Origin of the sequence: Mycobacterium kansasii ATCC 12478, assembly GCF_000157895.3 — a bacterium.
GTDB lineage: Bacteria > Actinomycetota > Actinomycetes > Mycobacteriales > Mycobacteriaceae > Mycobacterium > Mycobacterium kansasii.
The window spans coordinates 1,003,409-1,015,616 of record NC_022663.1; the positions used below are offsets into that span (position 1 = coordinate 1,003,409).

General features: G+C 65.9%; 9 protein-coding genes, 2 pseudogenes and 1 other annotated feature. Of the genes and pseudogenes, 2 read left to right on the forward strand and 9 right to left on the reverse strand.

Translation table 11 applies throughout. The features are described from left to right. Positions 1 to 4 precede the first annotated feature (4 nt). Positions 5 to 2,083, forward strand: a complete 2,079-nt coding sequence (locus tag MKAN_RS04305; protein ID WP_023365526.1) for a recombinase family protein — start codon at positions 5 to 7, stop codon at positions 2,081 to 2,083. On the opposite strand, the pseudogene MKAN_RS29270 reads toward MKAN_RS04305, so the two are convergent. From MKAN_RS29270 to MKAN_RS04330, 4 genes and pseudogenes are all read right to left on the reverse strand, one after another. After that, positions 2,084 to 3,123 (reverse strand): annotated as a pseudogene (locus tag MKAN_RS29270) (IS3 family transposase); the annotation flags it as partial. Further along, positions 2,693 to 2,824: a sequence feature (AL1L pseudoknot), on the reverse strand. Its footprint overlaps the pseudogene before it by 132 nt. A gap of 55 nt (positions 3,124 to 3,178) precedes the next feature. Then, positions 3,179 to 3,368: pseudogene (locus tag MKAN_RS29275) on the reverse strand (site-specific integrase); the annotation flags it as partial. A gap of 1,073 nt (positions 3,369 to 4,441) precedes the next feature. Further along, complete coding sequence (locus MKAN_RS04325; RefSeq protein ID WP_023365532.1) at positions 4,442 to 4,831, reverse strand: type II toxin-antitoxin system VapC family toxin; 390 nt, start codon at positions 4,829 to 4,831, stop codon at positions 4,442 to 4,444. Then, positions 4,828 to 5,055, reverse strand: a complete 228-nt coding sequence (locus MKAN_RS04330; protein ID WP_036393214.1) for a FitA-like ribbon-helix-helix domain-containing protein — start codon at positions 5,053 to 5,055, stop codon at positions 4,828 to 4,830. The genes MKAN_RS04325 and MKAN_RS04330 overlap by 4 nt, the downstream gene beginning before the upstream one ends. Positions 5,056 to 5,390: 335 nt before the next feature. Between MKAN_RS04330 and MKAN_RS04335 the strand changes: the two genes are divergently transcribed. After that, a complete protein-coding gene (locus MKAN_RS04335) occupies positions 5,391 to 8,021 on the forward strand; it encodes a cation-translocating P-type ATPase (RefSeq protein ID WP_023365536.1) in 2,631 nt (876 codons plus the stop codon). Between the two features lie 44 nt (positions 8,022 to 8,065). On the opposite strand, the gene MKAN_RS04340 is transcribed toward MKAN_RS04335, so the two are convergent. From MKAN_RS04340 to MKAN_RS04360, 5 genes are all read right to left on the reverse strand, one after another. Beyond that, positions 8,066 to 8,293: a hypothetical protein gene (locus tag MKAN_RS04340; RefSeq protein WP_023365538.1), complete on the reverse strand. Its 228-nt coding sequence runs from the start codon at positions 8,291 to 8,293 to the stop codon at positions 8,066 to 8,068. Between the two features lie 22 nt (positions 8,294 to 8,315). Next, complete coding sequence (locus MKAN_RS04345) at positions 8,316 to 8,696, reverse strand: DUF732 domain-containing protein (protein ID WP_042313314.1); 381 nt, start codon at positions 8,694 to 8,696, stop codon at positions 8,316 to 8,318. 184 nt (positions 8,697 to 8,880) lie between these two features. Further along, positions 8,881 to 10,350 (reverse strand): alpha-L-fucosidase, encoded by a 1,470-nt coding sequence (locus MKAN_RS04350; protein ID WP_023365542.1) that lies wholly within the window; start codon positions 10,348 to 10,350, stop codon positions 8,881 to 8,883. A gap of 210 nt (positions 10,351 to 10,560) precedes the next feature. Then, positions 10,561 to 11,340 (reverse strand): hypothetical protein, encoded by a 780-nt coding sequence (locus MKAN_RS04355; protein ID WP_225722853.1) that lies wholly within the window; start codon positions 11,338 to 11,340, stop codon positions 10,561 to 10,563. 3 nt (positions 11,341 to 11,343) lie between these two features. After that, complete coding sequence (locus MKAN_RS04360) at positions 11,344 to 12,192, reverse strand: carboxymuconolactone decarboxylase family protein (protein WP_023365544.1); 849 nt, start codon at positions 12,190 to 12,192, stop codon at positions 11,344 to 11,346. Positions 12,193 to 12,208 lie beyond the last annotated feature (16 nt).

Consider the following 12,208-nt stretch of genomic DNA (forward strand, 5'->3'; position numbering starts at 1 on the left):
GCCCATGAGCGAGCAGACCGCGGCCAAGGTGACCGATGCGCACCTGGCCCGCACCGCCTACCTGTATGTGCGCCAGTCCACGCTGCGTCAGGTGCTGACCAACACCGAATCGGCCACGCGCCAATATGCGTTGCGACAGAAGGCAATCGCACTGGGCTGGCAAGCCGAGCGGATCGTCACCATCGACACCGATCAGGGCCAGTCCGGCGCCTCGGCCGCCGACCGGGAGGGATTTCAGCGTTTGGTCGCCGAGGTGAGCATGGGCCGCGCCGGAATCGTACTGGGCCTGGAAGTGTCGCGGCTGGCCCGCAACAACGCCGACTGGCACCGACTGCTGGAGATCTGCGCCATGTCCGCAACGTTGATCTGCGACGAGGACGGGCTCTATGACCCGACCGACTTCAACGACCGCCTGCTGCTCGGGCTCAAGGGCACCATGAGCGAGGCCGAACTGCACTTCATCCGGGCCCGCCTCATCGGCGGGCAACGGTCCAAGGCCCGCCGCGGCGAACTGCGCATGGGCCTGCCCGTCGGGCTGGCCTACGACCTGGCTGGCAACGTGGTGCTCGACCCGGATACCAGTGTGCAACAAGCCATCCGCCACGTCTTCGCCCTGTTCGCCCACACCGGCTCGGCACGGGCGGTGGTACAACAGTTCAATGCCGAGAAGCTGCTGTTCCCGGTGCGGGTACGCACCGGCGCCCGCAAGGGCGAGCTGGCATGGATGCCGCTGCAGCACTGGCGGGTACTGCGCACCCTGCACAACCCCCGCTACGCCGGCGTATTCGCCTACGGCCGCCGCCGTGAACGCCTCGGCGCGGGCGGCAAGAAAACCCTCGAGGTCCTGCCCCGCGAGCAGTGGCTCGCACTGATCCCCGACGCCCACCCCGGCTACATCAGCTGGGAACAGTACGAAACTAACCAGAAATTGTTGCTGGCCAACGCCACCGCGCACGGCGAAGACCGCGCCGCTGGTCCTGCCCGCGAGGGCACCGCGCTGCTGCAAGGCCTGGCCATCTGCGGGCGCTGCGGGCGGCGGATGACGGTGCGCTACCACACCCGCCGCGGTGTCGAGGTCCCCGACTACCAGTGCATGCGTCACGCCATCCAGGACGGCGGGCAACGCTGCCAGAGCGTGCCCGGCGGCGTCGTCGACCAGACCGTCGGGCAGCTACTGCTCGACACCCTCACCCCACACGCGCTCGAGGTCGCCCTCACCGTGGAGGCCGAACTCGACGCCCGCGCCGCCGAAGCCGACGCACTGCGCCGCGGGCACGTCGAACGCGCCCGCCACCGCGCCGACCTCGCCCGCCGCCGCTACCTGGCCGTCGACCCCGACAACCGGCTCGTCGCCGACAGCCTCGAAGCCGACTGGAACAACGCGCTGCGCGCCCTGCAAAGCGCACAAGAGGACTACGAACACGCCAGCGCCGCAGCCCAAGCCGCCCTCACCGACCAAGTCAAGGACAGAATCCGTTCCCTGGCAACAGATTTCCCCGCGCTCTGGTCCAACCCCGACACCCCGCAACGGGATCGCAAACGCATGGTCCGCCTCCTCGTCGACGACGTCACCCTGCATAAGACCGACCGCATCCACCTGCACGTCCGGCTCCGCGGCGGGCAGACCACCAGCCTGGCCGTTGCGATTCCGCCGAAGGCGTGGCAGGTCCGCCAAACCCATCCCGACACCCTCGCCGCGCTCGACCGGCTTCTCGACACCTGCACCGACGCCGACACCGCCGAAGCGCTTAACGCCGCCGGACACCGCTCAGGCGAGGGCAAGCCCTTCACCGCCCGCATCGTGCTGGAGGCACGCCGCAGCAACAACCTGCCCAGCCACGCCGACCGACTCCGAGCGCAAGGCCTGCTCACCAACACCGAGATCGCCACTAAGCTGGGTGTGCACCCCAGCACCATCAAGAGCTGGACCACAGCCGGAATTCTCAACTCGCACAAGGCAAACGACAAGAACGAACGCCTCTATGAACCACCGACACCCGGAGACCCCCGCTTAACCGCGAGACAAGGCAGCCCACTCAGAAACCGAGTTTCCAACCAACCCACGCCAGGAGGTGCACTATGAAGCCAAGCCCTTGTCGAAACTGTCCCCGATCGAGCCGATGGACGGGACCGCGCCGATCTCGGCAAGGCGTTCGCCATAGCGGATGGACGTGAATTGCGATCCCGCATCGGAGTGAGATATCAAGCCCGGCAATAGCTTTCCGCGAGACCAGCGGGCCATCTCAATCGCATCGAGCACCATAATAGTGCGCATGTGAGAGGCCACCCGCCACCCCACGATCATTCGACTGAAGGCATCGAGGATGAAGCACACGTAGGCGACCCCCGCCCAGGTCGGCACGAAGGTCAGATCGCTGACCCACAACTGGTTCGGGGCCGCAGCAGTGAACTGGCGTTGGACCAAGTCTGGATGGCGGCCGGCGGTCAGGTCGGGTTTGGTGGTCTTGACGCGTTTGCCGCGGCGCACCCCGACCATGCCGGCGGCGCGCATGTGCCGGGCCACCTGGTCACGGCCCACGTCGTGGCCAGCTCGCCGGGCAGCCTTCCACAGCTTGCGAGCCCCATAGACGCAGTAGTTGTCCTCCCAGAGCTGGCGCAGCGCCGGGCCGAGTACGGCGTCTCGACAGGCCCGCGCCGAAGGTGGGCGAGTTTTCGCGTCGTAGTAGGTGCTCGGGGCCACCGACACTCCTGCGCTGCGCAGCACGGTGCAGATGGGCTCGACCCCGAACTCGCCGCGCTGGGCGTCGATGAAGGCCACTATTTCTTGTGTTGGCGGTCGAGCTCCGCCCCGAAGAAACTGGCCGCTCGTTTCAATATTTCGTTGGCGCGCTTAAGTTCTCGCACTTCCTGCTCGAGTTCTTTGACTCGTTGCGCCTCGGCGGTGGACACCCCGGGTGCATAACCATCGTCGATGTCGGCGTGGCGCACCCAGGACCGGACCGACTCCACGCCGTAGCCCAATTGGCGGGCTACGCGGTACACCGTGCCATGGTAGGTGCCCAACTCAGCGCGTAACGCACGCACCATCCGGACCGCGGCGGCTTTCTCCTCCGGGCTATACCGACGCGATGTCGGCTTTCCAGGCACCTGTTCCTTCGGCATGACTCCATCCTCGTTTCCAAGGTCTGGAGCCTCCGGCATTTCCAGGGCGATTCAATGCCATGGTGTGCCTCAGCCCGTGCGGTGCGAGGTCGGTAATGCCAACCGCCTTGCATCCCTTGTCGAAGGCTCCGCGGTATTCCTCGATGGGAAGGTGCCCGCCGCGATGGCTCGGGAGCACAAGGGCATTGGGCTCGATTGTCAGCGCATCCCGCAGTCGCTCCTATACCGGCTCAGGGACAGGGCATGCGGCCCACCCGCTTCGTCTTCGTCGTCGCCTCGACAATCCCAGCCGCCGGTCAGATACGTAGCCGATGAACGGATCGTCAACTCCCCGTCGCCCACATGCGTGCGACGCAGCGCCGGCTTGACCGAAGCGCAGTCCGCGGTAGCCGAGAACGGGGGCCAGCGCCAGAGAAGCTCGGCGCGGGTCAGGTAGCGCCGCACCTGCTCGGTCGAGGCCGGCAAGTCTTCGGTCCGCTTAGTCTCGCCAGCCGCATTTTTGGCGATCTTGCCCGTGCCTTGCGCGTACTTCAGCACTGCGCCGACCAGCTGATGAGCCTGCGTGATGCGACTAGCCGAGAGTGCGGTGCAGCGCTACGATCCGTCCACAGCCAAACCGCCGAGCCATGCTGAGTACGCTTGGTAGTCAACCTTTTTCAGTGGCACCTGACCCACTTCGGCAGCACGAGGATGTCCGGGATGGACCGATAGGCCTGCGCGCCCGGTCTGCGCTCGAAGACCCTTGTGCGCTTCCTGCCGCCGTCATCACCCGGCGCTCGCGCCATCGCGTGACCTTACCGTAGACAGCGGAGCATTCCTTGCGCATCTTTCGTGACGCCAGCGCCGACGTCGTCACAAGTGAGCGCGAATGAGAGGAGTCGCCAGGGGCAGGCCGAGATGGTTGTTGCTGGTAGATTGATTCGACAGGCATTGCTATGCAACGAAATTCAGTCAACACCCGACTGGGGTCCAAGTGGTCGCAGATTCAAATCCCGTCAGCACGATAACTGTCAGCCCGGAAACTCAGAAACTTGGGTCACCAACGCGGATGCTGTTTCTGGCACCCTTCGCCGACTTCCGCTCGAGAACCTCTGGGGTGCCACAGACGGGTCGAACGCGGCTCCTGGACTCCACAAGGGATTGCCGATCGGGTTGAAAATGTTGCCAGCAGTTGGGCTTTCGCGGGCTGCGGTCAAACAAACCCGCCGTCAACTGAAACAAATGAAGCGTGTGGCCGATGCGCTGCATCCGATGGTTGGCCTACGCGTCGACATCGGCTCAACTGCGTCTCGATGTCCTGACCGTAACGCTGTGGGTGTCAGGCGACGAGCTCGATCTCTGCATCGTGGCCGTGGGATTGCGCGAGTCGCCCGTCGCAAGTGATCAGCCGTACGCCGAAGCCCTCGGCGAGGGCGACGTAAACTGCGTCGGCCACGATATGAGTGGTCCGCAGTTGATAGGCGCGCTGGGCGAATGGCTTTATAGGCCAACGCCGAATCTGCAGGCTTAGAAAGTCGGCAACCGCGACGACTCCTTCATGATCGCTGATCAGCCGGCGCACGACTGCTCGACGTATCGCCCCGATCACCTCGACATCGATGTGGGCAGGCGCATGCACGGTCTCGTCGCGCAGGCGGCGGGCGACGGCCGCACCAGGCGGCGTCGCGAGGACAAGCTCGACAGCCGCCGAGGCATCCAACACAATCACTCGGATCGAGCCTCGCCAACCAGTTCAGCTGCGCTCGCGCCGAGATCCCGCCGTGGCAGCGCCGCGAGACGGCCGAGAACCTCGTCGAGGGCCGGTTCTTGCGCAAACTCGGCGAGCCGTGCCAGCAGAAAATCACTGAGGCTCATTCGCTGCGCCGCTGCACGGGCCTTCAGCTCGTGGACAAGTTCGTCAGGGACGTTGCGGATTTGAACCATAGTGGACATGCTATAAGCATAGAGCACATGTTTAACACATGTCCTGGCTCGCTTCTGCACCATCAGCGCCGTCCCGACAATCAATAACGTTCACTCAAGACAATCGAGTCTGAAAAGCCTGGGAAACAGTAGACCAACGTCGAACCTGCAGACGCCACGAGGCCAGTTTGAACGCGCGGGCGCGACAGACCACCTCGTCGATAGCATTTCGGCTGTTGCCAGCGATCCAAGCGGGAACGACCGGTTGTCAACATCCGCGGTTAGCGTTGCGTCAAGACGCGGGACGCAGAGGCCGACCGAGACCACCTACCGACAACGCCAGCTACGCAGCCGAGAGGAGGACCGTGTCCGATGTCCTACCGCCAGGGCTGACGACGGCCGAGGCCACCCAGCGGCGGGCAAGAGACGGCGCCAACCGGCTCCCCGCGGCCAGGCGGCCGTCGGTCGTCCGCCGCCTGCTCGGGGAGCTGACGCACTTCTTCGCCCTGCTGCTCTGGGCCGCCGCGGTGCTCGCGTTCTTCGCCAAACTTCCCCAACTGAGCATCGCGATCATCGCGGTGATCGTGTTGAACGGGGTCTTCGCCCTGATCCAGCAGGCACGAGCCGACCGCGCCGCCGACCGGCTGCAGCAGATGCTGCCGACGCGCATCACGGTGTGGCGTGACGGACGCCGGCAAGTGATCGAGGCCGAGGACGTGGTGGTCGACGACATCCTGCTCCTGGAAAGCGGCGACCGGGTGCCCGCCGACGCCGTGGTGCTCACCGAGAACCGGTTGCTGGTCGACTCCTCCATGCTGACCGGCGAGAGCGTGGCCGGCGCCGTGGCCGTGGGCGACGCGCTGTTCGCCGGAACCTTCGTCGTCGAGGGCGATACGTGCGCCCGGGTCACCGCGATCGGCCAGCACACCCGACTGGCGGTCATCGCCCGGCTGACGACCTCCACAACGAAACCCGACACGCCACTGACCCGGGGCCTGCGCGGTGTGGTCCGCCTCACCGCAGCGATCGCCGTCGGCGTCGGAGTCGTCTTCCTCCTCATCTCGATACTCGTCGGCAACCCCGTCCAGCAGGCCTTCGTGTTCGCGATCGGGGTCACGGTGGCGCTGGTCCCGGAGGCGCTGCTGCCGACGGTGACGCTGTCGTTGGCCTGGGGCTCCGAGCAGATGGCCAAGCGCCAGATCCTGGTCCGCAACCTCGAGGCCGTCGAGACCCTCGGCTCGACAACCTTCATCTGCACCGACAAGACCGGCACCCTCACCCGCAACCAGATGACCGTCGTCGACGCCTGGACGTCCGCCGGCTCGCTGACCGTCGACGGCGCCGGCTACGGGCCGACGGCCCAACTCGTGTGGTCGTCGCCAACCGCGGCGGACCCGGTCCGCGAGCTTGCTCTGGCCGCCGAACGCTGCTCCACCGGATACGCCGAGGAAGTGAACGGGCAATGGCGAGCCCACGGTGATCCGATGGAGGCGGCCCTCGACGCCTTCGCCCGGCGACTGGGCATCGACACCGACCAGGATCGTCGCGCCGTTTCCGCTCAGTTGCGGTTCCCCTTCGACCCCAGGCTGCGCCGGATGGCCGTGGTGTTGGCCGAGGAGGTCGTGGTGAAGGGCGCGCCGGACACGGTGCTTCCGCTCTGCGGCGACGACCCGGCGGCCCACCAGGCGGTGGATGCCCTCACCGACCGTGGACTGCGGGTGCTCGCCGTCGCCGCCAGCCCGCGCAACGGCCGCACCCCACGGGACCAGAAGCAATGCGATCAGGGATTGCGCCTGCTGGGATTGGTGGCACTGCAGGATCCGCCGCGTGACGAGGTCTCCGAGTCGCTTCAGGCCTGCCGACGGGCCGGAGTGAAGGTGGCGATGGTGACCGGGGACCATCCGGCCACCGCCACGGCCATCGCCGACCAGGTGGGGCTGCGCTTTCCGAACTCACTCGTGCTGTCGGGAGCGGACCTGCCTGAGGACGAGCAGCATTTGGCCGCTTTGCTCGACCGCGACGGGGTAGTGATCGCCCGGGTCTCGCCCGAGGACAAACTGCGCATCGCGCGTGCCGTGCGCTCCAGAGGCCACGTGGTGGCGATGACCGGAGACGGGGTCAACGACGCCCCGGCGTTGCATGAAGCCGACATCGGGGTGGCGATGGGTGAATCCGGCACTGACGTCGCCCGCGAGGCCGCCGACCTGGTGCTGCTCGACGACTCCTTCACCGGCATCGTGGCCGGTATCGAGCAGGGGCGGGCGACCTTCGTCAACATCCGGCGGTTCCTGACCTACCATCTGACCGACAACGTCGCCGAGCTGGCGCCGTTTCTCGTCTGGGCACTCTCGGGCGGCCTGTTCCCGCTGGCACTCGGGGTCTTGCAGATCATCGCGCTCGACATAGGCACCGACACCCTGTCGGCGGTCGCGCTGGGGGCCGAGCCGCCGGCGCAGCACCTGCTCGAAGGTCCGCCGGTGCACGGCCGGTTGATGAACCACACCGTGCTGCGCCGAGCCTTCGGACTGCTGGGGCCACTCGAGGCCGTACTCACCCTTACCGCCTTCCTGGTGTCGCTGCTGGCACTGGGTTGGCGTCCCGCAGCTCCGTTCCCCACCGGGAATGAACTGGCCGCGGCATCGGGCGCGGCGTTCATGACGGTCGTCTTCGCCCAGACGGCGAACGTCTTTGCCTGCCGGTCCTCGTCGCGTTGGCCCGGTGCGCTGGGCTGGGGTACCAACCGGCTCTTGGTGCCCGCGGTGCTCATCGAACTGGCTTTCTCCTTCGTCGTACTGTTCGTGCCGCCGGTCGCCAGGTTGCTCGGCCAATGGAACCCGCCCCTGTGGGGTTGGATGGTCGCGCTCAGCTCGATGCCGATCCTGCTGGCCGTCGATGCGCTCGACAAGCACCTGCGAGCGCGTCACCGCCGCCGCTCGGCAAGCAGCGGATCACCTGAGGTCGGCCACTCGAAAGTGTTGAGCGTCAAGGTGTTCTGAAGAAATCGGGATGTGGCGGCTAAGCGGTCCGCCCACCCTTCGGATCAGCCTTCGCCGGCTTCCAGGCTGGCGAGGGCCTCGCGGATGCTCTGGTTCATCTGCTGCGGGCTGGGGGCAGGAGGCTTGTCGACCGGCTGGTCACAGTTACAGGTTGTCACCGGCGCGGTTGGCTCATCAGCCATCGCCGGTGCGGCCACGCCGATCGCGGCACCGACGGCGATAGCGGCACTGATCAGTAATTTGGTGATCATCTGGACGTTCTCCTTGGGCACGTAGACCGCGATCCGGCGCCGATCACAACGCTGTGTCTTCAACTACCCAGACCATATCCGGTGCGTAGACGTAGATCGCTGCCGCGACCTGAAACGCAGCCTGCTCCGCGGTCAAGTTTGTCCGATAGTACACGTCATCGGCAATGGTCGACGCCCGTAACGGCGGGTTGTCTGCCACGCGAACGTCGTTGGCGATTTGCCGGCCCTGTGCTGCCACGTCACAGTCGGTGTTCCCCAAAGCCGCACCAATCTGTCGCTGTGCCAGCAGTGCGATGTAATGCTGATCCTCCGCGGTCAAGACGCAGTCCGCCGATGCATGCGGCGGCGGCAGCCCGAGTTGGCCCAGCAGCGCCGCCGCAAATACGGCGGCCAACCGTAATCGAATTCGACCAGTGGAGCCCATTCGAGTGGCCTTCATTGCTGAACCCGCCATTGCACAAGTCCGATCCGACCCCTGATATATCCAAGTCAACGCCCAAATCTCGCGCAGTGCCAGTACTTACGGGCATCGGCCGCGGTGCCTGCGGTCCAGTCGTCGGCTCCCCGACATGGATAGCGCCGGTCGCGTGCGACGTCTCAGGTGCGCGTCAGTTCGCGAGAGTGGGCGTTGGTGCGATCTTGAGCGCGTAGGCCGGCCAGACGTCCAACGCGTCGGGGAACGTGACGTTGATGCGGTCGCCGGCGCATTCATGTCGCAATGTGCCGCCACCAAGTAACTGGACGGTGGTCTCTGACGTCCCCAATAGGCCGCGCAGCCCGACGCGGCGCTCCCCCGGGGCCTGCAGGAACGTCACGTACAGGGCGTCGTCGGTCTGGGTGAAGCGCAGCGGCGTGCCGTCGGTGGCGGTGGCTTGTGGGGTCGTCCAGGGGCGGGTGTCGAAATAGGCTTCGCCGGTCACATCGAGCCATGCGCCGAAGTCGGCGAGCAGCTGCGCTTGCAGCTCCGGGATCGTCCCGTCGGGGTAGGGCCCGATGCCAAGCAGTAGATTGCCGTTCTTGCTCACCAGGTCGGCGAAACTACGGGCCAGATCGGTGAGGGTCAGCATCTCGTCGGGACCTTCTTGGCGGTTGTTGCCGAATGAGTTCCCCACGCCGCGGGTCGATTCCCATTTGTACGGTTTGATCTCGTCGTACTGGGCGTATTCCGGGGTGCGGAAGTCGTAGTGGAAACCGGTCGGGAAGTCCAGGACCCGTACCCGGTCGGGCAGGAAACGCCACAGTGCACCGGCCAGCCCGAGACCTCCCATGACCAGCGGTTCCACCCCGGGGACTTTGGGTAGCTGAAGCTGGGCCCAGCGGTCGTTGATGACTCCGTCGGGCACCTGGTTGTAGTAATGCGCGAACAGCTCGGCGAGTTTGGACTGGGGCGGGTAGCCGATATCGTTCCACAGCACTGAGGGCTGGTAGCGGTTGACGAGCTCGCGAATGTGGTTGTCCGCGTATTGCGCGTACTCGTCCGTCTGGACGAGTGAACTCGCCAGCCCCGGCAGATCGGTGATGACCGTCGGGTCGAACGTCCAGTCGTACCCCCCCGAGTAGTACAGACCCATCTTCATGCCGCGGTCGCGGACCGCGCTGGTCAGGTCGCCGACCAGGTCGCGGTTGGCGTGCCAGGATTCCTTGTGCGGGTTGGGGTGCCGGCTGGGCCACATCGTAAACCCGTCGTGGTGTTTGGTGGTGAGCACCACGTAGCGCGCGTTCGCTTGCTCGAAGAAAGCGGCCCAGGAGTCGGGATCGATTTGCTTCACCGCTTTGTTGAACATCGGCTTGAAGTCGTCGTAAGTGAAGTCGGGGCCATAGGTTTCGACGTGGTGTCGTTGTGACGGGCTGCCCGGAATTGCGATGGTGTTCTGATACCACTCGGCATACGGGTTGTATTTCAGCCAATATGCGGGTCCCCTGGTCGCCATCAGCTCCTGGGTGTCGGCCTCGAGCGGAGCCCAGCCGGGCACCGAGTACAAACCCCAATGGATGAAGATCCCGAACTTGGCGTTCTCGAACCACTCGGGCACCGGATGCGTCGCGAGCGACTCCTTGGTCGGTTCATAGTCGGGCATCCACGCACCTTACTCCGAACGGCCGGTGTCCGTGGTCATGTCACGGATTTCGACGGCCGGATCTGCCACTCCAAAGTTCTACGGACACAAGCGTTTTCGTGGACAAAGACCGTCGGCCAGGTCCTCCGGTCCAGCCGCCGATTGGCCGAGGTCGCCGGTCCGGGGCGTATGAGTGCCGCGCCCATCCCCGGCGTTGCGACCGCTGTCCCATCAGTACAGGTAGACGACTGCGTCGTCGCCGCCGCTGCACACCACCAATCCCCCGTCGGCTGAGCAGGTCATGGTGTAGGACTGACCGGTCACGGGGCTGATGGCGTTGACCTGCCGAGGTGCCGGGCCGGCTGGTCCGCTGGCTCCGTAGGCAAGCCGAACCTGTTCAGCGAACTGGCAGGATGTCGCCGGCGATCCGGCCGCGGACTGGCTCAACCCGCCGGCGGGCCCGGCCGTGGTCGGGCATGCGTGGGCACCCTCGGGCAGCTTCACCGGCGTCGTCGAAGTCGTCGAAGTCGTCGCAGTCGTTGCAGTCGTCGAAGTCGTCGAAGAGGCAGTAGCGCCGGAATCCAGCGTCCACGCCGGGCAGCCCTGCGTCTTGAACGCGACGTCCGCCGGCGCAATCTGCACGACCTGCGGCCCGGTTCCGGCGCCGTTGGCGATGATGTCGTCGACCGTTCCGCCGAGCCCCCTGAGCCGTTCCCAATAACAGGCGTTGCCGCCTTGCGAGCGGTAGGTTCCTGGCCGGATGTCCACCCCGACCCGGTAAGTGCCGTCGCCCGGGATGGTGTTCGCCGGACCCACCGGCGTAGTCGACGGCGGGATGGACACCGTCGTTCCGGGATATATCGGCGGCAGTCGTGATTCCTCGCGGTCGTGAACCGACACCGTCGGCCGAGCGGTCTTGCCGCCTGTGCCGAAACACCCTGCCAGCCCGCACGCCGACGCCACCCCCACCGCGATGGCCAACATCGCCCGGACCATGCTTCCGGTGCCCATCGGTCAGCCGAACACCGTCTGACCGTCGGTCCCGATCAGGTACCGTTCGGTGCCCTGCTCCACCCTCGGCGCGTCAGCACCCAGCGACACGGCAATCTTGTTGCTGGCGTTACGCATGATGTCAAAAGTCAGCTCGATGGCCTCAGCCTCGGAGAACCTGGAGCGCACCTCGGCGGCAACGTCGACGGCGAGGTGCGCAGGCGTCCAAATTAACGCATCCGTATACCGCAGGGCGGCTTTTGCACAATCATCGAGCAAGATCGAGGTCTCGAAACGCTCGATCTCGTCGTACAGCGTGTCCGAACCACCGGCATCCAGGGCGGTGCCCTCACGCAGCGACCTGCATAGCCGGCAGTTGTGTGCAGCCGCGCCCCGCAGCCGGACCAGCTCGGAGGTGACGGGATCGAGTGCGCGCATGCGGGCCACGGCGGGCAAAAAGTCGTTGAACAAAACGCCGGGCCCCGCTGTCGCCGCGTGGTTCCACCTGATCGGCTCCCGCACCCATCCCAGATACTGCGAGCCGATGCCCAGCGCTTCCAGCCCCGCGCGCACCCGCGGCACGAAGTCGGCGATGAAGATCGACACAACAGCACCAAATGCATCGTCCCCCAACTGCTTAAGCAAATCCGATCGCTGCTCGGCGCTGATCTGCGAGACGTCGACGCTGAACTGTTCGGCGAACTCGGCAACGGAACGTTCCGCCTCCGACGCCGGCTCGCCGACGGTCACCTCGGAAGGCACAGCGGGCAGCGACAGCGTCCGCGCACATACTCGCCGGACCAGGCTCGCCATGCGCCCGTCGCCGGGCGACCACGCAATCAACCGGGCCAAGCCGTCACCAACCGCCGCCATCTTTCACACGCTAGGA